The organism is Burkholderia sp. MSMB617WGS, from assembly GCF_001532025.2.
In the GTDB taxonomy this organism is placed as follows: domain Bacteria; phylum Pseudomonadota; class Gammaproteobacteria; order Burkholderiales; family Burkholderiaceae; genus Burkholderia; species Burkholderia savannae.
On sequence record NZ_CP013457.1, the window covers coordinates 1,066,526 to 1,092,592 of the forward strand.

Here is a 26,067-nt window from a genome sequence, read left to right on the forward strand (position 1 = left end):
GCGCCGCGTGCCGGACCCGACGAAATCAACGCATTCAACGCATCAACAGACAGCGCATGAAGATTCATATCAAAGGCGGCACGCTCATCGATCCGGCGGCCGGCATAGAGCGGCAGGCCGACGTGTTCGTCGCGGCCGGCAAGGTGGCCGCGATCGGCGCGGCCCCCGCCGATTTCAACGCGGCGAAGACGATTGACGCGGCCGGGAAGATCGTCGCGCCGGGCTTCGTCGATTTGTCGGCGCGGCTGCGCGAGCCGGGCTACGAGCACAAGGCGACGCTCGAATCCGAAATGGCCGCGGCGGTCGCGGGCGGCGTGACGAGCCTCGTGTGCCCGCCCGACACCGATCCCGTGCTCGACGAGCCGGGCCTCGTCGAGATGTTGAAGTTCCGCGCGCGCAACCTGCACCAGGCGCACGTGTATCCGCTCGGCGCGCTGACGGTCGGCCTGAAAGGGCAGACCATCACCGAGATGGTCGAGCTGACCGAAGCGGGCTGCATCGGCTTCACGCAGGCGGATGCGCCCGTCGCCGATACGCAGGTGCTGCTGCGCGCGCTGCAGTATGCGAGCACCTACGGCTACGCCGTGTGGCTGCGGCCCGTCGACGCGTTCCTCGCGAAGGGCGGCGTCGCGGCGAGCGGGCCTGTCGCGTCGCGGCTCGGCCTGTCGGGCGTGCCGGTCGCGGCCGAGACGATCGCGCTGCACACGCTCTTCGAGCTGATGCGCGTGACGGGGGCGCGCGTGCACGTCGCGCGGCTGTCGTCGGCGGCGGGCGTCGCGCTCGTGCGCGCGGCGAAGGCCGAGGGCCTGCCCGTGACCTGCGACGTCGCCGCGAACCACCTGCATCTGATCGACGTCGACATCGGCTACTTCGACGCGCAGTTTCGCCTCGATCCGCCGCTGCGCACCGAGCGCGACCGCGAAGCGATTCGCGCCGCGCTCGCCGATGGCACGATCGACGCGATCTGCTCGGACCACACGCCCGTCGACGACGACGAGAAGCTGCTGCCGTTCGCCGAGGCGACGCCGGGCGCGACGGGCCTCGAGCTGCTGCTGTCGCTGACCGTCAAATGGGCGCGGGAAGCCGGCGTGCCGATGGCGCGCGCGCTCGCGAAGATCAGCTCGGCGCCCGCCGGCGTGCTGAAGCTGCCTGCGGGGCGCGTCGAAGAAGGCGCGCTCGCCGACCTGTGCGTGTTCGATCCCAATGCGCACTGGCGCGTCGAGCCCCGCGCGCTGAAGAGCCAGGGCCACAACACGCCGTTCCTCGGCTACGAGCTGCCCGCGCGCGTGTGCGCGACGCTCGTCGGCGGCCAGGTCGCGTTCGAGCGCCGCTGACGCGAGCCCCATCATGAGAGCCCTACGCAAGACGCGCCTCGTCCTGCATCTGCTGCGCGGGATGGCGGTCGTCGCATTGTTCTTCGAGCGCGTGACGCCCGCGCGCCGCCTGGACATCACGCGGCGCTGGACCGTGAAGATGCTGCAGCTTTGCGGAATGCGGCTCGTCGTGCACAACGACGCGGCGCGGCTCGACGAGCGCGCGCTCGTCGTCGGCAATCACGTGTCGTGGCTCGACATCTACGTGATCAACGCGTGGCGGCCGACGCCGTTCGTGTCGAAGGCGGAGGTGCGCGCGTGGCCCGTCGTCGGCTGGCTCGCCGAGCGCCTCGGAACCGTGTTCATCCAGCGCGAGAAACGCAGCGAGGCGAAGCGGATCATGCACGAGCTTGCCGAGCGCCTCGACAAGGGCGAGCTGATGTGCGTGTTTCCGGAAGGCACGACGTCCGACGGCCTCGGGCTGCTGCCGTTCCATTCGAACCTGTTTCAGGCGGTGGTGTCGGCCGGCTGCGCGGTGCAGCCGATCTGCCTGATGTATGAAGACGGGCGCGGGCGCCAGTCGGTTGCGCCGGCATACGTCGGCGATCTGTCGCTTGCCAGGTCGCTCGACATGGTGCTGAGCGGCGGGCCGCTCACCGCGCATCTCTACGTGTGCGAGCCGATCGCCGCGACGGGCGACCGGCGAGAAATGGCCGCGCGCGCGCGCGCGGCGATCGCCGATGCGCTTGCACGGATGCAGCGAGACGTCGAGCGGCCGCTCGATGCGGATCTCGCGCGGCTTGCCGCCGCCGCGCATCCGACGCCCGCCGAGCCGGCCGGCGAATCCGAGGGCGAGGCCGAGCCGGAGGTAAGCGTCGACGCGATGCCGCGCCGCGAAGGGTAGGCGCAATGAGGCATCGATCGGCGGGAGGCGGCGGCGCCCGCCGGCCGCATTCCCGCACGGTCGGGCTTGCCGAGACGGTTGGTTATTCGTCCGCCGCCCCGCAGCGTTCGCACGCGACCTGCGTAACCGCGCGCTCGGCCGGCTCGTGCGCGAGCCGCACGGCCGACAGCCGATTGCCCCATACGCATCCCGAATCCAGCGCGACCAGGTTGTCGCGCAGCATCAGTCCCAATGCGGCCCAGTGGCCGAAGACGACCGTGACGTCCGCGCTCTTTCGCCCGGGCGCGTCGAACCACGGCAGATAGCCGGCGGGCGCGGCCGCCGGGCCGCCGTTCGCCCTGAATTCCATCGCGCCTGCGGGCGTGCAGAAGCGAATGCGCGTGAACGCGTTGAACGCGACTCGCAACCGATCCGTCCTCTTCAGGTTCGGGCTCCAGCAATTGGGGTCGTTGCCGTACAGGTTGCGCAGCGTGTCGTGCCAGTTCGGCGCGCGCAGCGCGCGCTGCAGTTCGTCGGCGAGCTCGAGCGCGAGCGTCGCGTCCCATTGCGGCAGCACGCCGGCATGCACCATCAGCATGCCGCGCTCGAAATGCGCGAACGGCCGGTGGCGCACCCATTCGATCAGATCGTCGGCGTCGGGGGCGTCGAGGATCTCGCCGATCGTGTCGCCCGGCTTCAGCGTGCGGATGCCGGCCGCGACCGCGAGCAGGTGCAGATCGTGATTGCCGAGCACTGCGACCGCGCGCTCGCCGAGCGCGGCGATCTCGCGCAGCGTCGCGAGCGACGCGGGGCCCCGGTTGACGAGGTCGCCTGCGAACCAGAGCGGCGTGTCGGCCGCCGGGGAGAGCTTGTCGAGGAGCCGCCGATAGGCGTCGTGGCAACCTTGGAGGTCGCCGAAGGCGATCGGCGGGCCGCTGGAGATAGATGTCATTCCTTTGCATTCGAGACCAAACCGGGTTCACGGTATCACAAGAAACCCCATCGATCCGGGCGGATCGGTGGCAGAAAAAATGCGATCCGGCATTGGCCGCTGCGGTAGAAACGTTCTCGAAAATATCGTGTCGCAAGCACACTTCCCGAGCTGTTTCAAGATGTTAGAGGGATGTTTTTTCACTTCCTTGCCCGTATAATTGCGGCCTTGTGGGGCAGTAGCTGTGCGCTGCCGACTTGGGCGCATGGTTCGATCGAGCCTCGCGGCCGCAACCGGCGGTGACACTCGAGCGACCAACGGCATTCTCCCGAACATGCCGGCCATGCTGACATCACGCCGGTTGTTTGACCGACTCCCAATTTCAGCAAAGGAATCCCATGATCTTGGTAACGGGCGGCGCCGGTTTCATCGGCGCCAACTTCGTGCTTGACTGGCTGGCACAATCCGGCGAAGCGGTGCTGAACGTCGACAAGCTGACGTACGCGGGCAACCTCGGCACGTTGAAGTCGTTGCAGGGGAATCCGAAGCACGTATTCGCGCGCGTCGACATCTGCGATCGCGCTGCAATCGACGCTCTGTTGGCGCAGCACAAGCCGCGGGCCATCGTGCACTTCGCGGCGGAGAGCCACGTCGACCGATCGATTCACGGCCCGGCCGATTTCGTGCAGACGAACGTGGTCGGCACCTTCACGCTGCTCGAGGCCGCGCGCCAGTACTGGGGCGCGCTCGACGCCGATGCGAAGGCCGCGTTCCGTTTCCTGCACGTGTCGACGGACGAAGTGTTCGGCTCGCTGTCCGCGACCGATCCGCAGTTCTCCGAAACCACGCCTTACGCGCCGAACAGCCCGTACTCGGCGACGAAGGCGGGCTCCGATCATCTCGTGCGCGCGTACCATCACACGTACGGGTTGCCGACGCTCACGACGAACTGCTCGAACAATTACGGTCCGTATCAGTTCCCCGAGAAGCTGATTCCGCTGATGATCGCGAACGCGCTCGGCGGCAAGCCGCTGCCCGTCTACGGCGACGGCCAGAACGTGCGCGACTGGCTCTATGTCGGCGATCACTGCAGCGCGATTCGCGAAGTGCTCGCGCGCGGCGTGCCGGGCGAGACGTACAACGTCGGCGGCTGGAACGAGAAGAAGAACCTGGACGTCGTGCACACGCTGTGCGATCTGCTCGACGAAGCGCGGCCGAAAGCCGCGGGGTCGTACCGCGATCAGATCACGTACGTGACCGATCGCCCGGGCCACGATCGCCGCTATGCGATCGACGCGCGCAAGCTCGAGCGCGAGCTCGCCTGGAAGCCGGCCGAGACGTTCGAGACGGGCCTCGCGAAGACCGTGCGCTGGTACCTCGACAACCAGGAATGGGTCGACGAGGTGGTGTCGGGCGATTACCGCAAGTGGGTCGAAACGAACTACGCGCAACGCGCGTAAAGGTTGAATCGATGGCACGCAAGGGCATTATTCTCGCCGGCGGTTCCGGCACGCGGCTGTATCCGATCACGCACGCCGTGTCGAAGCAGCTTCTGCCGGTCTACGACAAGCCGATGATCTATTACCCGCTGTCGACGCTGATGGTGGCGGGCATCCGCGACGTGCTGATCATCTCGACGCCGCAGGACACGCCTCGCTTCGAGGCGATGCTGGGCGACGGCAGCCAGTGGGGGATGAACATCCGCTATGCGGTGCAGCCGTCGCCGGACGGGCTCGCGCAGGCATTCATCATCGGCCGCGAATTCGTCGGCCGCGATCCGTCGACGCTGATTCTCGGCGACAACATCTTCTACGGCCACGATCTCGCGAAGCAGCTCGACCGGGCGTCGGAGCAGGAATCGGGCGCGACGGTGTTCGCCTACCACGTGCACGATCCGGAGCGCTACGGCGTCGTCGAGTTCGACCGCGATTTCCGCGCGCTGTCGATCGAGGAGAAGCCCGCGAAGCCGCGTTCGAACTACGCGGTGACGGGGCTGTACTTCTACGACGACCAGGTGTGCGACATCGCGGCGGACATCAAGCCGTCCGCGCGCGGCGAGCTGGAGATCACCGACGTGAATTCCCGCTATCTCGCCGCGGGCGCGCTCAACGTCGAAATCATGGGGCGCGGTTATGCGTGGCTCGATACGGGCACGCACGATTCGCTGATCGAAGCGGCGACGTTCATCGCGACGCTGCAAAAGCGCCAGGGGCTCGTCGTCGCGTGTCCCGAGGAGATCGCGTACCGCCGGCAGTGGATCGACGCGGAGCAGGTGCTGAAGCTCGCGCAGCCGCTCGCGAAGAACGGCTACGGACAATATCTGAAACACATTCTCACGGATCAAGTCGCATGGCCATCCAAGTAACGCCGACGGCGCTGCCTGAAGTCAAGATCATCGAGCCGAAGGTGTTCGGCGACGCGCGGGGCTTCTTCTTCGAAAGCTTCAACGCGCGGGAATTCGCCGAGCAGGTGGAGGAGGGCGTCGAGTTCGTCCAGGACAATCATTCGCGCTCGGCGAGGGGCGTGCTGCGCGGGCTGCACTATCAGATCCAGCATGCGCAGGGCAAGCTCGTGCGCGTGGTCGAAGGCGAAGTGTTCGATGTCGCGGTCGACATCCGCAAGAGCTCGCCGAATTTCGGCAAATGGGTGGGCGTCGTGCTGTCGAGCGACAACCATCGGCAGTTGTGGGTGCCGCCCGGTTTCGCGCACGGCTTCGTCGTGCTGTCGGAGGCTGCGCAGTTCCTCTACAAGACGACCGATTACTGGTATCCCGAATTCGAGCGGAGCATCGTGTGGAACGATCCGGCGATCGGGATCGAATGGCCGATCGATTTCGAGCCGCTGCTTGCGGCGAAGGATGCGGCGGGCAAGCTGCTTGCCGATGCCGAAGTCTTCGCGTAAGAGGTGTTCATGAGCGCTCAAACCAGCAAGCGAACGATCCTCGTGACGGGCGTCAGCGGTCAGGTCGGATTTCAACTCGCGAGAACGCTGCAGGGACTGGGGCGGATCGTCGCGTTGGATCGCGCGAAGCTGGATCTCGCGAATCTCGATCAGCTGCGAACCGTGGTGCGCGACGTGCGGCCGGCCCTGATCGTCAATCCCGCCGCCTACACCGCCGTGGACCAGGCCGAAAGCGAGCCGGAGCTCGCGATGCGCATCAACGGCGAAGCGCCGGGCGCGCTTGCCGAAGAGGCTGAACGACTGGGCGCGGCGTTGATCCACTATTCGACGGATTACGTGTTCAGCGGCGACAAGGATGGCGTCTATGTCGAGGACGATCCTATTGATCCGCAAAACGTTTATGGCCGGACCAAGCTCGCGGGCGAGCAGGCGATTGCGGCCGTCGGCGGGCGCTACTTCACGTTTCGCACGAGCTGGGTGTACGGCACGCGCGGTAAGAACTTTCTGCTGACGATGTTGCGGCTCGGCGCCGAACGGCCTGAATTGAAAGTGGTTTCCGACCAATTCGGCGCGCCGACCTGGAGCAACACGATTGCGACGCTGACTGCGCACGTGGTCGCACAGGCGTTTGCGGCGGACGATCCGGAATGGTGGCGGCAGCGCTCGGGCGTTTATCACATGACGGCCGGCGGCGGAACGTCGTGGCACGGCTTCGCGTCGGCGATCTTCGAGCTGTCGCAGTTGGACAGGCGGCCCGACGTGCAGCCGATTCCGGCTTCGGCCTATCCGTCGCCGGCGAAGCGTCCGACCAATTCGCGAATGTCCGGCGACAAGCTCGAAGCGGTGTTCGGGCTGAGGGCTCCGGATTGGCGGGAGGCGTTGCGGCTCTGTCTCGAAGAGCGGTAAGCGCGTTTCAACGCGCCTGGCCGGGGGCGCGATCTGCGCCTCGCTCGCCATACTTGCCGGTGCGTCCGGCCAGGCCGTCGAACGTTCCGCGCAACATCATGCGTACGTCGGCTATCCGATGTCTCGAGAACAGCGCGAAGATCCAGAACTTCACGAAGAGGCGAGTCGTTTCGTGGAGCTTCCAGCTGATCGGCACGTAGCGTCGCCGGCATAACAGGATGGCGTTGCGGTAGTAGTAATAGCGGCGAACGGGCCTGTGCATCGCGATGCGAACCGCGCCGAGATTGAGTGCTTTTTCGCCGATCGCGTGTTGCATGCGGACGTCGAAGACGCCATAGCTCTGGAAGCCGGCCGCCTTCGCGCGCAGACCCCATTCGATGTCGACGTAGTCGATGAACAGTGATGCGTCGAGCGGGCCGACTTCGGCGATCGTGCGTAGCGAGACGAGCGCGCCGGACGTGATCAGGTAGTCGGCGGTCGTCCAGTTTCGTGTGCCCGTCGCGTGCTTGCGGCGCGGGAAGCCTGCCTTGAACTCGATGAAAGGCAGATATTGGCCGCGGTTCTGCTCGAAGAAGTAGGGGCCCACTTGGGCGACGGGACCGCGGGCCGCGAACTCGTCGTAGTAGTGTTCTAGGCGGTCGACCATGTCCGCGGAAGGCGTGCTGTCCTGATCGAACAACACCGCGAACTCGGCCGTGCCCCGCTGGTGCGTGGCGGCGAAGCCCTGATTGAGCGCCAGCGCAATGCCCGCGTTGACGGGTTGCGCGATGAGCTCGACCTGCGAGGCCGGCAGCCGCTCCCGCCACTGCGACAGGTTGGCCGAGCCGTTGTCGACGATCGTGATCTTGCCGACTTGCGGTGCAAGAGTGGTGACGAGGCGCAGCAGCGCGGCAGTATCCGGTTCGTATGTGACGACGATGGCGTCGGAGCGCAATGACAAGACAAGCTACCTGGTGATGGATTCGATGGACGCGCGACAAGACGATTCAACGCGTGCCGAGACACGGTGCGGCATGGACGCGACAGCGCGGCGCAGGCGGAGCAGAGCACATGAGTTCCCGTCTCATGTCGTGCGATAATTCTACAATTATCGAGAGTCTAGACTGCTACCGCAATTGTAAGTTTGGACGTAAGCAATTTAGCCCTGCGATATGTCGATTCTTCCAATGATGTCTTGTGGTGGCGCAGGAACTCGCCAGGAGCCTTCATCGCGCGGCGAAGATTTGCGAGTACGCGTCGTCCGATGTGCTGAATTCGTCGCGCCGCAGCAGGCGGCTCGTTCCGGCGGCGGCTCGACGGCAATGATCGGCTCGAAGACGGCGGCTGCCCCCGAATCCCGTGCGGTCGCAACCGCGCCGATGCGACGCATCGATGGCGTTGCACGCTTGGCCGTTCTCGGGTTCGTCGGCACCGGTGCGAGTGCGATTCCCATTGCAGCGTTTCTTGCGAAGGCGAACGCTTCCGAAGCGGCTTCGCTAGCGGGGCATTCGATCGGTCTCGCCGTTGGGATTCGGTCCGGTGTCGCGCCCGCCGCATTTCCTCTTGCCGACGTCGGCATATGGGTGGCCGATCGCCGGCGCCGCGCGTGCCGGCATCGCCGCCGCGTCGTTTGCGTCACGACGAACCGCGATACGGGCCCGGCTCGGTGTATAGCGTCGGCTCGACGGCCGGGATCGAGCACTCGCGGACATGACTGAAGCGGACGTGCGAGCGTATCTTGAAGCGGAAGGCGTCGCCCGTTTCGACAACAACCTTGGCCGCAAGCACTGCGCCGGGCACGCAACATGTGCCGCCGTGCGTTCGTGACTTCGCCGACAGGTCTGACTGGAAAATATGTTGCCTATACTTACCTCACCGGTGCGAATGCTGCGTTCGCTGCGCGAGCACCGAAGTCTGATCATTGCCTTGACCGTTCGCGAAGTGCTGGGACGGTATCGCGGCTCCCTCCTCGGAATGTTCTGGTCGGTATTCCAGCCGATCCTCATGCTCGCCGTCTACGCGTTCGTGTTCGGCGTGATCTTCCGGTCGCGCTGGCCCGGCGGCACCGGCTCGACGAGCGAGTTCGCGCTCGTCCTGTTTGCGGGGCTGCTCGTGTTCAACATGTTTGCCGAGTGCCTGAACCGATCACCGACGCTGATCCTGTCGAACGCGAACTACGTGAAGCGCGTCGTGTTTCCGCTCGAAGTGTTGCCTTGCGTCACGGTTGCCGTCGCTTTGTTCCACATGTTCGTGAGCTTCGTCGTCTGGCTCATTTTCTACGCCGCGGCGATCGGCGTGCCGTCGATCACGGTGCTGCTCTTCCCGATTGCGCTGCTGCCCCTCGTGTTCTTTTCACTCGGCATCGCGTGGTTTTTTTCCGCGCTGGGCGTTTATGTTCGCGATACCGCGCAGATCACCGGTCTCGTCACGACGGTGCTGATGTTCATGACGCCGATCTTCTATCCTGCACAAGCGATTCCGGCGCGGTTCCGTGCAATCGCCGGCCTGAATCCGCTCGTGCCGATCATCGAGCAAGTGCGGCGCGTGCTGATGTGGCGCGACGGCATCGCGCTGGATGCGTTCCTGCCCGTTCTCGCCGTCTCGCTGATCGTGCTGTGGGGCGGATACACGTGGTTCGAGAAGACGAGAAAGGGGTTTGCGGATGTCCTCTGAAGTTGCCATTCAGATCGAAAATCTGAGCAAGTGCTATCACATTTACGACAAGCCCCGCGATCGCTTGATGCAGATGATCTTTCGCGGTCGGAGAACCTATTTCCGCGAGTTCTGGGCGGTTCGCAACGTGTCCTTCACGGTGGAGAAGGGCAAGACGGTCGCGATTATCGGCCGCAACGGCGCGGGCAAGTCCACGCTGCTGCAGATGATCTGCGGCACGCTCACGCCCACCGAAGGGCGCATCACGGTCAACGGCAAGGTGGCGGCGTTGCTCGAATTGGGCGCGGGCTTCAACCCCGAGTTCACAGGCCGCGAGAACGTGTATCTTGCCGCGTCGCTCTACGGTCTGACGCGCGAGCAAGTCGACGCGCGCTTCGAGACGATCGTCGCGTTTGCGAGCATCGGCGATTACGTCGATCAGCCGGTCAAGACGTATTCGAGCGGAATGTTCGTCCGTCTTGCATTCGCGGTGATCGCGCACGTCGACGCGGACATTCTGATCGTCGACGAGGCGCTGAGCGTCGGCGACGCATTCTTCCAGCAAAAGTGCATTCGCTTCCTGCTCGATTTCAAGGAAGGCGGCGGAACGCTGTTGTTCGTGAGTCACGACATGGGCGCGGTGAACGCGCTGTGCGAGTCGGCGATCCTGCTTCGGCGCGAGGGCGACGAATACTTGTATCAGACCGGCGCGCCGAAAGAGATCGCGATGGTCTATCTGCGCGATCTCTATTCGGAAAGGGCAAACGGCCAGGTAATCGCCGATGCCTCGACGAACGGCGATTCGGCGGCGATGCCCGCACTCGAGTCGCCGCGGCGCGACGGGCATCGCAGGTACGTGACGGATTCCGTGCCGCCGGTTCACTATCACGCGTCCGCGTTCCGGCCTGATGCGGAAAGCTTGGGTCTCGGCGGCGCGACGATCACGGCGGTCTTTTTCCGCGACGCGCAAGGCAGGGCCGTCAGCGAATTCATGTCCGAGGAGGATGTGAGCCTCGTGGTTCGCGCCGACGTCAAGAAACCCATGACGTATCCTGCCATCGGCTTCGTGCTCAAGGACAACAAGGGGCAAAAGCTGATGGCGGAAAGTACGGACAGCTACTTCCGACATCATGCGATCTCGGTGGAGGAGGGCAAGGAGGTCGAAGCGGTGTTCAGGATGCGCTTCCCGGCGATGATCCGGGGCGAATACCTGATCGACGTCGCCATTGCGGAGGGTCCGGGCAGCGATCACGTGCAGCACCATCTGATGCACGACGTGATCGTGCTGACGGCGCTTGGCACGAATCTCGTCCATGGGAAATTCGGCGCGCCCGGGCTGTCCGTGACCTTCGACATTAATTGATTCAGAGATCCGCGTGATGACGCAACTGCAATGTAGATACGGATTGTTCGAAACCCTTCCCGACGGCTGTTCGACGTCGGAATCGCTGCGGCTCTACGGCGAGTGGGCGGAGCGCGAGTTGCTGTCGGTCCGGCGCTTCGTCGCACCGGGCGCGACGGTTTTCGATCTGGGCGCGTCGATCGGCGCTCGCGCGCTCGCGTTCGCCCGCAGGGTCGGCAAGCAGGGGCGCGTGTACGCGGTTGAGTCACGCGTCGGTCAAGCGGAACTGTTGGCGCGAAACATTGAACTCAATCGACTGACGTCAAACGTGATTCCGTACGCGAGCGGCGTTGCGCTGACCGCCGCCGGCATGACGGCGGCCGACGTCGTATACGTCGGCGACGGCGAGGAGGCGGGGCGCGCGCTGCGCGAATGCGCGGACCTGATCGCCAAGCATCGTCCTGTCGTCGTGGTTGCCGATTCGCAGCTCGCCGATCTGGCATCGGCGCTCACGCCGGCCGTGGGGCAAGGGTATGCCGCATACGCGTGCGACAGCCACGCGTTCAATCCGGACAACTATCGCCGTTGCGTGGTCAATGTCTTCGGCGAGCGCGTCGACCGCGCGTTGATCCTGGTGCCGGCCGAGAAAGCGGCACATTTCGACTATCGCGGTCTGCTCCCGCTGGGCGAAGCCGCTGCCGCGATCGCGCCGGTCGTGTCGTCTGCCCACGGCGATGCGTTGGCCGACGCCGCTGCGAACGCGCGGACGATCACGCTGCGGAGCGTGATCTACGGATTGCGGGAAACGCTGATCGATCCCGACACGGAGCCCGCGACGTTCGCCGGCGACGACATGCGCGCGAGCGAACGGTTGCATGTGGTCGTGCCCTTCTACAAGAAGGAGGAACTCGTCGCGCGAGTGTTCGCCGCACTCAACGCGGTCGCGGACGAATTGCGCGAATTGAACGCGACGGTCTTCTTTTTCAACGACAGCCCCGATTACCCGGCGCTCCAGGCCGAGCTCGATCGGTGCGTCGGCGCGGCCTGCCAGTTTGCATTGCACATCGTGCGCAACGAGCAGAACCTGGGATTCATCGGAACGTGCAACCGCGCGTTCGAAGCGGCGAAGCGCGAGCGTGCGGACATCGTTCTTCTCAACTCCGACACGATCGTTTTCCCTGGCGCGCTGCGCGAGGTGTGTGCGGTGAGCCGGCTCGATCCGATGATCGGCTTCGTATCTCCGCGCAGCAACAACGCGACCATCGCGACGCTGCCGCATTCGTTCCTGGATCGTCATGTCGCGCCGGACGACGGATATGCGGGGTTTCTCAGGCAATCGTCGTATCTTCCCCGGTATTCGTATGTGCCGACCGCGGTCGGCTTCTGCCTGCATGTGAAATGGGCGATCTTCGCCGAACTCGGTTCGTTCGATCCCGTCTACGGCAAGGGTTACAACGAGGAGAACGACCTGATCTACCGGGCCAACCGATGCGGCTATCGCGCGGTCCTCGCGAATCACGCGTTCGTGTGGCACGAAGGGGAGCAGTCGTTCGCCGAGTCGGCGAGCTCGCGCGCGGCGCGCGAGGACAACAACGCTCCGATCCTGCAGGCACGCTACCCCGAATACCTGCCGCTGATCCGCGCTTATTTCAGCTCGCCCGAGCATCAAGCGGAAGCGCTCGTCGAATACCTCGAGAGCGACGACGGCAAGCTCACGTTCGCGTTTGACTTCTCGACGTTCGGCGCTTACTACAACGGCACCTTCGAGTCAGGCATCAAGCTGCTCGAGGCCGCCGTGCGCACGTGGCCGCAGCATTGCGAGATCGCGGTCTACATGGACCCGGCCGCGTGGAAGTTTCACGGGCTCGACAAATTAAGCGGTGTGCGCCGGCTCGACGTCCACGATGCGCGCGCAAAAGTGACGGCGATCGTGCGCGTCGGCCAGCCGTTCGATGTGGATACGGTCGAGCGCATCGTCCGACGCGCGCCTGTGGTCGGCATCTTCATGCTCGACACGATCTCGTACGATTGCGGCTACCTGACCTTGACGTTCGATCACAGGGTCTGGCGCTATGTCTTCGATCAGATCGACGTGCTGTTCACGAATTCGCGCTACACCCTCGATCGCATCGCCGCTCGTTTCCCGATCGGCCGGAGAGTGCTGCGACGAGCATCGCGTCACTCGCTCGACGTGACCGAGTACGCGAAGCCGAGCGAGCGCACCCCCGGTACGCAGCCGCACCTGTTCGTGATCGGCAATCATTTCTGCCACAAGTTCGTGCGCCAGACGGCGGATGCCATTGCCGCCGCGTTTCCGGAGCGCAAGGTCGTGGCGGTCGGATACGGCGACGAGCCGTCGCCTTACCCGAACATCGCGGCGCACGAGAGCGGAAACCTGTCGAACGAAACATTCGAACGCTTCTATTCCGATGCCGAGGCCGTGATCTTCCCTAGCCACTACGAAGGCTTCGGATTCCCGATTCTCCATTCGATCGCGCGAAAGCGGCCGATCTACGTGCGCGAGTCGTCGCTGTACCGCGAACTCGCGTGCGGAATCGAGGGCGCGGAGAACATTCACTACTTCCGCTCGCTGGCGGATCTCGTCGATGACCTGCGCGAGAACGGTGTGCGCTGGATCACGCCGAGCCGGCCCGGAGAAAAGAACGGCTGGGATCGTTCGGCGCGCGAAGTCTTCCATGCGCTCGAGCAGGCGCGCGCGACGGCGTCGTATGAATCGCTCGTCGAGCGCTTGCGCCGGCTCGACGAACTCGTGCATGCGGGAGCGTCCGCGTCGGTGGTGCCGACGATGGCGCGGCGCATCGGCTTGCGGGTCGAGGCGTCGATCGAAAGGGCGCTGCGCGTGCCCGGCGTGAAGCCGCTCGCGCGACGCAGTCTGCAGGCAGTCAGACGCTTGCGTCGTCGGCGGTGAGCGGCCGGCCGGGCTTCGTCGCGCCCGGCGGCGGACGAAGGGGCGGTTGTCCGATGCATGCGCACGGTTCCGTCGATGATGATCTTCCATTTGAAATTCGTATGGCCCAAACATCTGAGGCACAGACAGTCCGAACGACGCGAAACGGCGCGGCGCACGTCGGGCACGAGACGCTGGCGGGAGCTCGCGTGCTCGTCGTCGGCGACGTGATGCTCGATCGATACTGGTTCGGCGACGTCGAGCGCATTTCGCCCGAAGCGCCCGTGCCTGTCGTGCGGATTCAGCGTACCGAGGATCGCCTGGGCGGGGCGGCCAACGTTGCGCGCAACGTCGTCGCGATCGGGGCTCGCTCCGGCCTGCTTTGCGTCGTCGGCAGCGACGAGCCGGGTGAGCGCATCGTCGAGTTGCTCGAGCATAGCGGCGTCACCGCGCATCTCGGGCGCGACCCCGCGTTGCCGACGACGATCAAGCTGCGTGTGCTGTCGCGGCAGCAACAGTTGCTGCGGGTCGATTTCGAGAATACGCCCGCCCACGAGGTGCTGCTCGCCGGGCTCGCGACGTTCGAATCGATCTTGCATGAGCAGGACGTCGTGCTCTTTTCCGATTACGCGAAAGGCGGCCTCACTCACGTGACGCGAATGATCGAAGCGGCGCGAGGGGCCGGAAAGCCGGTTCTGATCGATCCGAAAGGCGACGATTGGGAGCGTTACCGCGGCGCCACGGTGATAACGCCTAACCGGGCGGAGCTGCGCCAGGTCATCGGCCAGTGGGATTCGGAGGCGGATCTCGTGTCGCGCGTGAACGGCCTGCGGGCTCGGCTCGACATTGCATGTCTCCTGCTCACCCGCTCCGAGGAGGGCATGACGCTTTTTACGGACGACGGCATCGTGCACGAGCCCGCACTGGCTCGCGAGGTATACGACGTTTCGGGCGCAGGCGACACTGTGATCGCGACGCTGGCGGCGATGCTCGGCGCGCGGATTCCGCTCGTCGAGGCCGTGCGCCACGCTAATCGCGCCGCGGGGATCGTGGTCGGCAAGCTGGGCACGGCCACGGTGTCGTACGACGAACTCTTCGACGACGGTGTGAACCGTGAGGCCGGAAACGGTGCGGATTGAACGCGCGGACGGCAATGATGCAGGCGGTCCGCCGCTTGGTCCTCGCGGTGGGCGCGTCGTCGTCTCCACGCGCGACGGATGCAGGTGCGACGCGAAGTATTTCGAGGGGCCAAGGCCGGGGACATCCTCGGCGATCAACATTATTAAGAAATCAAGGTGAGCATCGTGAAGGATCGTGACGTATTGTTCGAGACTATTTCGTCCAGGCATGGCGAGCTGACCCTCTTTGCCAACGATACCGGCGCGCTCAGCGAGTCGCTGCGCAAGTACGGGGAATGGGCCGAGAACGAGTTGAGCTTCATGCTGTCGACGATCCGGGCGGGTGATACGGTGATCGACGTCGGCGCTTACATCGGCACGCACTCGCTCGCATTCGCGCGGCGTGTCGGCGCGGCCGGCCAAGTCGTCTCGATCGAGGCGCAGCCGCGCAGCTTCGAGTTGCTGACGCGGAACATGCATGCGAACGGGCTCGTCAACGTCCGGCTCGAGAATGCGATCGCGTCGGCGACGGCGAAGGACGAGCACATTCCGTCGATCGACATCATGTCGCCGGGCAGCTACGGAAGCGCGTCGTTGCGAGACGCGCTGAATCCTCGCGCATCGTTTGCCGGGCAGGAGGCGATCGACGGCCCGCATGAGAGCCTGACGTCCCGATCGGTCGCGATCGACGACCTGAGCGTGCCGTCTTGCGCGCTGATCAAGATCGACGTCGAGGGCATGGAGGACATGGTTCTGCGCGGCGGCGTGTCGACGATCCGTCGCTGCGAACCGGTGGTCTATGCGGAGTGCAACTCGCTCGAAGACGGCCTGCGCGCGCTGAACGTGCTCAAGGAGTTCGATTACCGGGTCCGGGCCCACGTCGTCCTCGCATACAATGCGGAGAATTTTCGTGGGGAATCCGAAAATATTTTCGGCCGCGCGCGTGAGGTGGCGCTCGTCGGAACGCCTCGCGGAGAACACGACCCGCTGCGCCAATACGCGCCCCGCGCGTGCGAGCTCGTCCTCGACATCGAGACGGCCGACGATCTCGCGCTCGCATTGATGAACAAGCCGCAATACGAGCACGAGGTTTTGCGTGCGTGCGCGGCGGCTCGGAGCGGCGGGACGGTCTGTCTGGACGAGAAGTACGAAGCCCGGGGCGAAGACGCTCGCGTTGCCGAACTCGTTCGCGCGATCGACGTGTTGCGCGAGCATCACGCGGCCGAAATCCATGCATTGCGCGAGCAGCACGCGGTGGATCTCGCCGCGCTGGACGGCAAGCAGGCGGCGGAACGGGACGCGCTCCGGCGTGATCTCGGCGAGTGCCGGGACGAGGAAAGACGGTTCGCCGAACAGGTCGCGTCCCTCGAGGGTGCGCTCGCGCAGATCTATCGGTCACGGAGCTGGCGGCTGACTGCTCCACTTCGCTCGTTGAAGAGGGCGCTCTGGCGCTGAACGCGAATGCCCGCGGCAGTCGAGCGCATTAATTTGGCAATAGGAAAGCTTGTAGTTCAAGCACGTAAACTGGAGTTGGGATGAAAATCGTTATCGGTCTGGTGGAACATATCGGCGACATCGTCGCCTGTGAGCCGGTGGCTCGATACCTGAAGACGCGATATCCGGAATGCAAGCTGTCGTGGGTCGTTGCCGAGGGCTATCGGGAGATTATCGATTCCAATCCTTACGTTGACGAAACGATACCCGTCGAGTGCCTGACCGACTGGATCAAGATTTCCCGGCACGGCAAATACGACCAGGTCGTCGATCTGCATGTCAACTATCGCGTCTGCTCGCACTGCCGCATCCCGCTCGTCAAGCAGCACGGCAATCCGTACATCAACGCGTACGAATGGCTCGATCACGGCGCGCTGCTCGAAGCGTTCAGCATCGGCGCCGGCTTGCCCAAGCTGTCTGCCGCTCCGCGCCTTTATCTCGGCGAGCAGCACAGGAAAGCGGTCGATGCGTTGCGGCTCCCCGAGCGCTTCTGTGTCATTCATCGCGAATCGAACAACCTCGAAAAGGACTGGACGAACCAGAACTGGCGCGGCCTCGCCGACTGGATCAGCGGCGAGCTGAAGCTGCAGATCGTCGAGATCGGCGTCGGCAAGGCCGGCGCGACGTCGTCGCCTCTGATCGGCGATTCGATCGATCTGCTGAACAAGACGTCCATCATGGAAACGGCCGAAGTGATTCGCCGCGCACGCTTTTTCATCGGCGTCGACAGTGGGCCGGCTCATCTCGCGAATGCGGTGGAAACGCCCGGAATCGTGCTTCTGGGGCGCATGGGCGCGTTCCGCCAGTACACGCCGTACACGGGCCTCTACGGCAGCGACGGACCCGACGTCAAGCTGGTGCGCAACCTGACCGGCCCCGCCCGCACGCTGCGACTGGACGAGGTGGTCGATGCGGTGCGGTACGTGAACACGCTGCTCGACGAACGCGAAAACACCGCGACCGGCGCGCGTGAGGCCGACGCCACCGCGGTTGCGGCAACCGACGATTCGTCTCGCGGCATCGTGTCCGAAGACGATCGCGCCGCCGTGCTCGGGTCGCCGTTCTTCGACGCGGGCTGGTACGCGATTCATTATCCGGAAATCGAGCGTTCGTCGCTGAGCGCGGTGGATCACTTCATCCTCGTGGGCGGCGCGAAGGGCTATTCGCCGGGGCCGATGTTCTGCAGCAACGCTTACCTGCGCCACAACTCGGACGTAGCGACGGCGGGCGTGAATCCGCTGCTGCACTATCTCCGATTCGGCGCGCGCGAGTCACGGCCTGTCGAGCCGGTCGGCGGCCTGCCGGCCGAACCGAAGAGCTCGATCCGCGATCTGCCGGGCGAGAGCGGCATTCAGCTGTCGTCCGCACTCGGCGACGCGTCCGCCCGTCCGCTCGACCATTCGATCCCGGCGTCGGAAATTCCGCGCACGTTCGCGTTCTATCTGCCGCAATTCCATCCGATCGCGGAAAACGATTGGGCGCACGGCAAGGGCTTCACCGAGTGGAACAACGTCATCAAGGCGAAGCCGCTGTTCAACGGGCATTATCAGCCGCGCATTCCCGGCGAGCTCGGGTACTACGATCTGCGCGCGTTCGACGTGATGCGCGAGCAGGTCGAGCTCGCGCTGGAGCACGGGATCAACGGTTTCTGTTTCTACTACTACTATTTCCACGGCAAGAAGCTGCTCTACAAGCCGATCGAGAACTACATCAAGTCCGATCTGAAAGCGCCGTTCTTCTTCCTGTGGGCAAACGAGAACTGGAGCAAGCGCTGGGACGGCGGCGACAAGGAGGTGATCATTGCGCAGCAGCACTCGCACGAAGACGACCTCGCGTTCATTCGTGAGCTGTTTCCGGTGTTCGAGGACGATCGCTACACGAAGATCGGCGGCAAGCCGCTGCTGATGATCTATAAGGCACATCTGTTCCCGAACATGCTGGCGACCGTGGAAACCTGGCGCGACGAGGCGGCGAAGCGCGGTTTTCCGGGGCTCTATCTCGTGATGGTCGATGATTGGACACCCGAGCCCATCCAGCCGCGTACGCTCGGCTTCGACGCGAGCTACGAGATCCCGTCCAACGTGATTCCAGCCGAAGTGCTCGCGGACGACGTCGATTCGCTCGGCCTCGGCGACGATTTCACGGGCCGCATCGTCGACTACCAGAAGTTTGCGCAGTTCCATGCGGGCCGGCCGCCGACGGAATACCGTCGTTTCCGGACTGTCATGCTGCCGTGGGACAACACGCCTCGTTACGGCTCGCGCGCGATCGTGCACGTGAATACCGTTGGGGAAGGCTACAAGCAGTGGCTCGCGCAGGCGATGATCGATACGTACAACCGTTTCCCGGCCGACGAGCGCATCGTGTTGCTGCATTCTTGGAACGAGTGGTGCGAGGGCACGTATCTCGAGCCGGACGGCAAGCTCGGCCGCAGCTACCTGCGGCAGACGCGCGAGGCGATCGACAGTGCGACGAATGCGCTGTCGATCGGCGGCACGCCCGAGATCGCGAGGGCGATCCAGCAACTGCAGCAAGGGCAACGCAGCAAGGACGAAGCCGCATTCCGCATTCTACAGGCCGCACACGCGAGGACGGCCGCGCTGTGGCACGAACGGGATGCGCTGCAGGCCAAACTGGGGGTGCAGAATGCCGAAATCGCCGCACTCGCGGCGGGCAACGTTCAGCAGGCCGCGCCGCCGGCTTCGCTGATGCACCGCGTCGCGCGGAAGATTCTGCGGGCGGCGCGAGGGCGATAAACGCGCGAAGGGCCGGCATCGATGCCGGCCGGCCGTCGGCCGGTCAGATTCGAGCCCGGACACGGATGGCGGAGCCGACGCGCCGGCGGGCGGTGCATTCCGCTTCCCGGCGGGATGTCCGTCATCCGGTCATTCGGTACGCAACGACGCGCACCGCAGCGCGTTCAATTCGGCTTCGGCCCGTCCGAGTCGTGCACGCAACGCTTCGATCTCGGCATATCGCTCGAGCGCGAGCAATTGCGTTTGCGCGAGCGCTGCCTGGGTTGCGCCGAAGCGTTCCGCAACGGATCGGACAATATCGAGAAAGACGCTCGAAAACAGATGATCGAGCGTTGCGCCGTTCGCATCGGGCATTGCCGCGAGCGTGTCGTCGATCGCGAGTTCCACATCCGCGTCGAGCGGGTCGTTGGATTCCGGCGTCTCCATCAGCGACGGCAGGCCGAAGCGCTCGGCGAGTTCGCGATTGGATTCGGCATAGCGCTGCACCAGCGCGCGGCGCGTTCTGCCGTTCATGCGAGGCCGAGGCGGGAGAGAGAGCGAGATCAATTCGATCAGCCGTTCCTCGGACTCCGTCAACTCGCGCTGCTCTTGCGCGCGGCAGAAATTCTTCAGCGATTCGACGAGCGGAAGCGATCCGTTGATGCGGCTCTCGGCAAGCGGAACGTTCGACGGCCAGCCGATGACGCCGAGAAAGTCTTGCAGTATGCCGGGCTTCGATGCCGAGTCATATGCACGCACCTCGATGCGAATGCCGCGCACGTGATCGAGCCGCTCGATCAGTTTGCGGTAATCGAGCGGAAATTCGGCGAGATCGTGATGCATGCGCGCGTGCGCGTAAGTTGAAAAGCCGAGGTGAAAGCGGCTTTTCAGCCGCTCGAGGTAGTTGCTTTCGATGAAGTCCGGCTGGCGCCTCAAATATAGGATCACGGTGATCTTGTCGGCGATGCCGGACAGCCGGTCGACGAGATGCTGGAAGCCCGCCGTGTTGCGCCAGAGCATGTGCGAGAACTCTTCGCTCGACAAGATGATGTGATGCGGAATCGTTTCGATTTCGCGAATCAGGGCTTCGACCAGCGCGTCGTGGGCGTTCGATCGCGCCTGCGCGGCAAGGCCGTGCTGGCCCGAGCCGGATTCCCACTGTCCCGTGCGGGGGAAGTAGAATCCGGCCTCTTCCAGCTGCTGTGGGGCACGCGTCAATGAGTCCTGGACGGACGATGTACCGGTCTTGTGCGTGCCGATATGCAGGTAACAATGTCGGGTGCGCATCATGCGAAAAAAATCTTCCATCGAATGCCGGGTATTTCGTTCATGCGAGGAATGGTAAATGCTTGCGTGCCGCACTAAAATTACCAGAATATTACAAAGTAACACTGTGGCGTCGCGAAGCGAATGCGCGCGGCGCGCGATGACGGGGAACGCGTGAGCAATTCTGAATAATCGATCAATGAGGCCTCGCTCGCTGCGCGGAGCCGCGGGCGCGCCGTGGCGGCAATCGAGCGGGCGCAGCAACGGATGGTGCGTCGCACCGCGTTCGCTCGGCCACTGAATCTTCGTACGCTGAACTCAGCGGCCCCCGGCGCTCACACGCGTGGCCGAGGGCGCACGCGATCGCATGCCTGCGCAATTGCGGCGTTCGTCAATCCGGATTCGGTACAATACCGGCCTGCTGAAGGACGGTGACACCGGGGCGAGGGTGGCGTATGCCTGGGAGTATCCATACATAGCTAGGAGCTTTTGCCCTTGATCGACCGACTCGAGTCTGAAATCGCGACGACGCTTTTTGCCTGCATTCGCTCCGACGGCGGTGTCCGAGCTTGCGTGCGATGGTTTCGCGGATGAATGCGGCCGTTCATGTCGGGATCGACGATTTGTCGGTTTCGATCGTCACCTATCATCCGGATCGTGCGCTGCTTTCGCGTACCCTCGCGAGTTTCGAAAACGCATGGATCGCACTGCGCGCGGCCCGTCCGGCATGTACCGCGCAGCTCTATCTCGTCGACAACGGCGCAACCCCCGATCTGTCGTCCGAGCTTCGCGCGCTCGGCGAACGCGGCATCACGTGCACGACCATCGGAGGCCACGGCAACGTGGGCTATGGCCGCGGGCACAACCTGGCGATCGAACGGGCGCGCAGCCGCTATCATCTCGTGCTGAATCCAGACATCGACATGTGCCGCGACGCATTGATCGAAGCGATCGATTTCTTCGACACGCATCCCGACGTCGGGCTCGTGACGCCGCGCGTCGATGACGACGAGCGCCGTCTGCAGTATCTCTGTCGCCGCTATCCGGCGCTCTTCGACCTGTTTCTGCGTGGATTCGCGCCCGCCTCGATGCGCGGGCGATTCGCCGTGCGCCTCGCCCGCTACGAAATGCGCGATCAGATCACCGAGCGCGACGTCGCATGGGATCCGCCCATCGTCACCGGCTGCTTCATGTTCTTTCGCACCGAGCTGTTGAAACGGCTTGGTGGCTTCGACGCCCGCTACTTCCTCTATTTCGAGGACTACGATCTGAGCCTGCGTACGCACGAGCTCGCTCGCGTCGCCTATGTCCCGATGGTGCGCGTACTGCATCACGGCGGCGGCGCGGCGCGCAAGGGCGTCGCGCACGTCCGGATGTTCGTCGCGTCCGCGTTCAAGTTCTACAATCGCTTCGGCTGGAAGTGGCGATGAGCAGGATCGTCGTCACGGGGGCGAACGGCTTCGTCGGACGCGCGCTCTGCCGCGCGCTGCTCGCGGCCGGGCACGACGTCACGGGGCTCGTGCGCCGCGCAGGCGTTTGCATCGAGGGCGTATCGGAGTGGGTCCACGAAGCGGACGATTTCGAGGGCGTCGCCGATCGCTGGCCGGCGGATCTGCAGGCGGACGCCGTCGTGCATCTCGCCGCGCGCGTCCACGTGATGCGTGACCGAGCGCTCGATCCCGATGCGGCATTTCGCGCATCGAACGTCGCGGCGACGCTGCGTGTCGCTCGCGCCGCCCAGCGGCATCGCGCGCGGCGGTTCGTGTTCCTGAGCAGCATCAAGGCGATTGCGGAGACCGATGGCGGCGTCCCGTTGCGCGAAGACGCGCTTCCCGCGCCGCAGGACGCTTACGGACGCTCGAAGCTCGAAGCCGAACGCGCGCTCGTGCAATTGCGCGACGAGCTTGGATTCGACACGGTCATCGTGCGGCCGCCGCTCGTGTATGGTCCCGAGGTTCGCGCGAATTTCCTGAGCCTGATGCGAGCGGTGTCGCGAGGGCTGCCGCTGCCGCTGGGATCGGTTCGCGCGCGGCGCAGCATGGTGTACGTCGACAACCTTGCCGATGCGGTGATGCGCTGTGCGACCGACCCCGCTGCCGCGCGCGAGTGCTTTCATGTCGCAGACGACGGCGCGCCGACGGTTGCCGAACTGCTCGACGGCATCGGGCGTCATCTCGGACGGCCCGCGCGCCTGCTGCCCGTGCCCGAGCGGCTGCTGCGCATGGTCGGGGCGCTCACGGGGCGCACCGCGCAGATCGATCGTCTGACAAACGATCTGCGGCTCGACACCGCGCACATTCGCGGCGCGCTCGGCTGGCGTCCGCCGTACACGAGCGAAGAGGGGCTTGCCGAGACCGCTCGCTGGTTCAAGTCACTCGAGCGACGCTAGGCATTGGAAGAGACATGACGTTCCAGTTGAATTCGCCGATGGAATCGGCGGCCGCAATCGCAGCAATCGCCGCGATCGCCTGCGCGCTGATTCTCAAATGGCTGCTCACGAGCGGGTGGGCGTGGCGGCTCGCGACCGACGTGCCGAACGATCGCTCGATGCACACGCGGCCGACGCCGCGCATGGGCGGCTGGGGCATCGTGCCCGTGGGCGCGGTGGCGATCGGAACCGCCGCGCCGCACCTGTGGGGGATCGTCGCGTCGATGCTGTTCCTCGCGGCCGTCTCGCATGTCGACGATCGACGCGGATTGCCCGCGCGCGTCCGGTTCGTTGCGCACCTCGCCGCGTCGATCGCGGCCGTCGTCTTGTATTCGGGCGGGCTGGCGTGGTTCTGGCTGCCGATATTCGTCTTCGCGCTCGCCTGGCTGATCAATTTGTATAACTTCATGGACGGTGCGGACGGCCTCGCGGGCGGCATGGCCGTTTTCGGTTTCGGCAGCTACGCGCTTGCGGCGCTGGCGGGGCCGCACGCATCCGTCGGGCTGGGGTGGGCGTGTGCCGCCGTCGCTGGCGCGGCGGCAGGGTTCCTGCTGCTCAACTTTCATCCGGCCAAGCTTTTCTTGGGCGATGCGGGCTCGATTTCGCTCGGTTTTCTGGCCGGCGCCCTCGGCTTTTGGGGATGGCGCCATGGAGTCTGGCCGCTGTGGTTTCCGGTTGCCGTTTTTGCCCCTTTTATTGCAGATGCATCTGTAACATTATTGCGACGTTTGTTACGAGGGGAAAAGTTCTGGGAAGCGCACCGGGAGCATTATTATCAGCGCATGGTGCGCTTGGGCGTCGGGCATGCGCTAACGGCGCTATGCTGGTACGCGATCATGCTGATCGGCGCCGTCGTGTCGCTTTCGGTGTTGGCGCGATCTGATGCGGTCCAGTGGGTGGCCATCGCAATTTGGGGATTGATGCTATTTCTCATCGGCGTGGCCATCGACATTCGCTGGAACCGCTTCCAAATACTCACATCAAAATAATCGCAATATGACGCGAGCGTTTCGCCCCAAGGCTTCATGGCTGTCACTGGGCGCCTTCCTGTTCGACCTGATGGCAGTGGTATGCGCATGGCTCATCGCATACGTGGTCCGCTTCAACGGTTCGGTGCCGCCCGAATTCCTGAGAGGCGCTTTCTTCGCGCTGACCTGGATCGTCCCGTTGTATGGCCTGCTGTTTCACATTTTCGGCCTGTACCGCGGCCTCTGGGTGTTCGCGAGCCTGCCGGACCTGCTGCGCATCTCGAAGGCCGTCATCGGCGGCTCCCTGATCGTGATGATCGGCGCAGTGATGCTGCAGCCGATTCCGATTATTCCGCGATCGGTGCTCGTGCTGTCGCCGATGCTGCTGTTCCTTGCAATGGGCGGCGCGCGCGCGCTTTACCGCGCGACGAAGGAGTTCTACCTGTACGGCGGGTTGATCGGGCAAGGCAAGCCGGTGCTGATCCTGGGTGCGGGCAACGCGGGCGCGAGCCTCGCGCGCGAGCTGTCGCGCTCCGGCGAATGGCGTCTCGCCGGCCTGCTCGACGACGATCCCGCGAAGCACGGGCGTGAAGTCTACGGCTACAAGGTGCTCGGCCCCATTAGCGAAGTCGCGCACTGGGCCGAGACCGCGAAGGCCGAATACGCGATCATCGCGATCCCGTCCGCTTCGGTCGAAGCGCAGCGCCGCGTCGCCACGCTCTGCGTGCGCGCCGGCGTCAAGGCGATGGTGCTGCCGTCGCTGACCGCGCTGATGCCGGGCCAGGGCTTCCTGTCGCAGATCCGTCAGATCGACCTCGAGGATCTGCTCGGCCGCGAGGCCGTGACGATCGACACGCCGCACGTCGAAGCGCTGCTGCGCGGCCGCGTCGTGATGGTGACGGGCGCGGGCGGCTCGATCGGCTCGGAGCTCTGCCGCCAGATCCTGAAATTCCAGCCCGCGCAACTGATCGCCTTCGATTTGTCCGAATACGCGATGTATCGCCTGACCGAAGAGCTCCGCGAGCGCTTTCCCGATCTGCCCGTCGTGCCGATCATCGGGGATGCGAAGGATTCGCTGCTGCTCGATCAGGTGATGTCGCGCTATGCGCCGCACATCGTGTTCCACGCGGCCGCGTACAAGCACGTGCCGCTGATGGAGGAGCTCAACGCGTGGCAGGCGTTGCGCAACAACGTGCTCGGCACGTATCGCGTCGCGCGTGCGGCGATCCGCCACGACGTCCGGCATTTCGTGCTGATCTCGACCGACAAGGCCGTGAACCCGACGAACGTGATGGGCGCGAGCAAGCGCCTCGCGGAGATGGCCTGTCAGGCGCTGCAGCAGACGAGCGCGCGCACGCAGTTCGAGACGGTGCGCTTCGGCAACGTGCTCGGCAGTGCGGGCAGCGTGATTCCGAAATTCCAGCAGCAGATCGCGAAGGGCGGCCCGGTAACGGTCACGCATCCGGAGATCACGCGTTTCTTCATGACGATTCCCGAGGCGTCGCAGCTCGTGCTGCAGGCGTCGAGCATGGGGCAGGGCGGCGAGATCTTCATCCTCGACATGGGCGAGCCGGTGAAGATCGTCGATCTCGCGCGCGATCTGATCCGCCTCTACGGCTTCACCGAGGATCACATCCGCATCGAGTTCAGCGGGCTGCGTCCGGGCGAGAAGCTCTACGAGGAACTGCTCGCCGACGACGAGACGACGACCCGCACGCCGCATCCGAAGCTGCGCACCGCGCGCGCGCGCGAGGTGCCCGATCACCTGCTCGACGAGCTGCTGCCGTGGCTGATGCAGCACCGTGTGCTGAGCGACGACGAAGTGCGGCGCGATCTGCGGCGCTGGGTGCCCGAGTATCAGCCGGCTGCCGGGCCGACGCTGCAGAGCGTGCCGACCGGCAACGGGCTCGTCGCCGGCATCGGCCGCGAGGCGTGACGCCGGCCGAGCAGCAGGGCCGCGGGCGGGGCCGGCGTATAGGCGCGCGCCCGGCCGAGAACGTGCCCGTTCGGGCCTGCCGAATCGTTCAGCTCCGCGAAGCGGGCAAGTTGGGCAGTCGGTTTCGGCCGGGAGGAATTCGGCGGCGGCGAAGCGTGAAGGCCGGGGCGCCGCGCAGCTGAATTCGTTGCCGCGTTCGCTCGAACATGCGAGGCGCACGGCAAGCGTTCGATTCGTTGAATCAACGCTCGAAACGGTAGCGGGAACAGCGAGCGGCCGAAACGGCATCGATCCAATTCGGGATGGG

General features: G+C 64.8%; 19 protein-coding genes. 16 read left to right on the plus strand and 3 right to left on the minus strand.

Going from position 1 to position 26,067, the window contains the following annotated elements:
- Positions 1 to 56 precede the first annotated feature (56 nt).
- Together WT60_RS05325 and WT60_RS05330 are read left to right on the plus strand one after the other, a co-directional pair.
- Positions 57 to 1,334: a dihydroorotase gene (locus WT60_RS05325; protein WP_038752936.1), complete on the plus strand. Its 1,278-nt coding sequence runs from the start codon at positions 57 to 59 to the stop codon at positions 1,332 to 1,334.
- Between the two features lie 13 nt (positions 1,335 to 1,347).
- A complete protein-coding gene (locus WT60_RS05330) occupies positions 1,348 to 2,217 on the plus strand; it encodes a lysophospholipid acyltransferase family protein (RefSeq protein ID WP_038752935.1) in 870 nt (289 codons plus the stop codon).
- An 82-nt stretch (positions 2,218 to 2,299) separates the two neighbouring features.
- Here the strand turns inward: WT60_RS05330 and WT60_RS05335 are convergent, their stop codons facing one another.
- A complete protein-coding gene (locus WT60_RS05335) occupies positions 2,300 to 3,148 on the minus strand; it encodes a symmetrical bis(5'-nucleosyl)-tetraphosphatase (RefSeq protein ID WP_059583570.1) in 849 nt (282 codons plus the stop codon).
- Positions 3,149 to 3,525: 377 nt separating this feature from the next.
- Between WT60_RS05335 and rfbB the strand changes: the two genes are divergently transcribed.
- The 4 genes from rfbB to rfbD are packed head-to-tail and all read left to right on the plus strand — an operon-like array spanning position 3,526 to position 6,934.
- Positions 3,526 to 4,587: a dTDP-glucose 4,6-dehydratase gene (gene rfbB / locus WT60_RS05340; protein ID WP_059583572.1), complete on the plus strand. Its 1,062-nt coding sequence runs from the start codon at positions 3,526 to 3,528 to the stop codon at positions 4,585 to 4,587.
- An 11-nt stretch (positions 4,588 to 4,598) separates the two neighbouring features.
- Positions 4,599 to 5,492: a glucose-1-phosphate thymidylyltransferase RfbA gene (rfbA, locus tag WT60_RS05345; RefSeq protein WP_038752929.1), complete on the plus strand. Its 894-nt coding sequence runs from the start codon at positions 4,599 to 4,601 to the stop codon at positions 5,490 to 5,492.
- Positions 5,477 to 6,028, plus strand: coding sequence for a dTDP-4-dehydrorhamnose 3,5-epimerase (rfbC, locus tag WT60_RS05350; protein WP_060355535.1), 552 nt, complete (start codon positions 5,477 to 5,479; stop codon positions 6,026 to 6,028). Before rfbA ends, rfbC begins: the two co-directional genes overlap by 16 nt.
- A gap of 9 nt (positions 6,029 to 6,037) precedes the next feature.
- Positions 6,038 to 6,934 (plus strand): dTDP-4-dehydrorhamnose reductase, encoded by an 897-nt coding sequence (gene rfbD / locus WT60_RS05355; protein WP_038752918.1) that lies wholly within the window; start codon positions 6,038 to 6,040, stop codon positions 6,932 to 6,934.
- Positions 6,935 to 6,941: 7 nt separating this feature from the next.
- Here the strand turns inward: rfbD and WT60_RS05360 are convergent, their stop codons facing one another.
- Positions 6,942 to 7,874: a glycosyltransferase family 2 protein gene (locus WT60_RS05360; protein WP_081989989.1), complete on the minus strand. Its 933-nt coding sequence runs from the start codon at positions 7,872 to 7,874 to the stop codon at positions 6,942 to 6,944.
- Positions 7,875 to 8,839: 965 nt separating this feature from the next.
- On the opposite strand from WT60_RS05360, the gene WT60_RS05365 reads away from it, so the two are divergent.
- From WT60_RS05365 to WT60_RS05390, 6 genes are all read left to right on the plus strand, one after another.
- Positions 8,840 to 9,586, plus strand: a complete 747-nt coding sequence (locus tag WT60_RS05365) for an ABC transporter permease (RefSeq protein ID WP_231752847.1) — start codon at positions 8,840 to 8,842, stop codon at positions 9,584 to 9,586.
- Positions 9,576 to 10,928 (plus strand): ABC transporter ATP-binding protein, encoded by a 1,353-nt coding sequence (locus WT60_RS05370; RefSeq protein WP_060355536.1) that lies wholly within the window; start codon positions 9,576 to 9,578, stop codon positions 10,926 to 10,928. Before WT60_RS05365 ends, WT60_RS05370 begins: the two co-directional genes overlap by 11 nt.
- A 16-nt stretch (positions 10,929 to 10,944) precedes the next feature.
- Positions 10,945 to 13,836 (plus strand): glycosyltransferase, encoded by a 2,892-nt coding sequence (locus WT60_RS05375; protein WP_060355537.1) that lies wholly within the window; start codon positions 10,945 to 10,947, stop codon positions 13,834 to 13,836.
- Positions 13,837 to 14,009: 173 nt separating this feature from the next.
- A complete protein-coding gene (gene rfaE1 / locus WT60_RS05380; RefSeq protein WP_231752878.1) occupies positions 14,010 to 14,954 on the plus strand; it encodes a D-glycero-beta-D-manno-heptose-7-phosphate kinase in 945 nt (314 codons plus the stop codon).
- A 300-nt stretch (positions 14,955 to 15,254) separates the two neighbouring features.
- A complete protein-coding gene (locus WT60_RS05385) occupies positions 15,255 to 16,388 on the plus strand; it encodes an FkbM family methyltransferase (protein WP_231752879.1) in 1,134 nt (377 codons plus the stop codon).
- Between the two features lie 80 nt (positions 16,389 to 16,468).
- Positions 16,469 to 19,183, plus strand: a complete 2,715-nt coding sequence (locus WT60_RS05390; protein WP_081989987.1) for a glycoside hydrolase family 99-like domain-containing protein — start codon at positions 16,469 to 16,471, stop codon at positions 19,181 to 19,183.
- 129 nt (positions 19,184 to 19,312) lie between these two features.
- Here the strand turns inward: WT60_RS05390 and WT60_RS05395 are convergent, their stop codons facing one another.
- Positions 19,313 to 20,692 carry a hypothetical protein gene (locus tag WT60_RS05395; protein ID WP_145986735.1) on the minus strand — a complete coding sequence of 460 codons (1,380 nt, stop codon included), beginning with the start codon at positions 20,690 to 20,692 and terminating at the stop codon, positions 19,313 to 19,315.
- A 326-nt stretch (positions 20,693 to 21,018) separates the two neighbouring features.
- Between WT60_RS05395 and WT60_RS05400 the strand changes: the two genes are divergently transcribed.
- The 4 genes from WT60_RS05400 to WT60_RS05415 are packed head-to-tail and all read left to right on the plus strand — an operon-like array spanning position 21,019 to position 25,760.
- Entirely contained in the window at positions 21,019 to 21,858 is an 840-nt protein-coding gene (locus WT60_RS05400; protein WP_060355561.1) for a glycosyltransferase family 2 protein, read from the plus strand.
- Positions 21,855 to 22,817, plus strand: a complete 963-nt coding sequence (locus WT60_RS05405) for an SDR family oxidoreductase (RefSeq protein ID WP_060355560.1) — start codon at positions 21,855 to 21,857, stop codon at positions 22,815 to 22,817. Before WT60_RS05400 ends, WT60_RS05405 begins: the two co-directional genes overlap by 4 nt.
- A 14-nt stretch (positions 22,818 to 22,831) precedes the next feature.
- A complete protein-coding gene (locus WT60_RS05410; protein ID WP_060355540.1) occupies positions 22,832 to 23,845 on the plus strand; it encodes a glycosyltransferase family 4 protein in 1,014 nt (337 codons plus the stop codon).
- Between the two features lie 7 nt (positions 23,846 to 23,852).
- Positions 23,853 to 25,760, plus strand: coding sequence for a nucleoside-diphosphate sugar epimerase/dehydratase (locus WT60_RS05415; RefSeq protein ID WP_038752905.1), 1,908 nt, complete (start codon positions 23,853 to 23,855; stop codon positions 25,758 to 25,760).
- Positions 25,761 to 26,067: the final 307 nt, after the last annotated feature.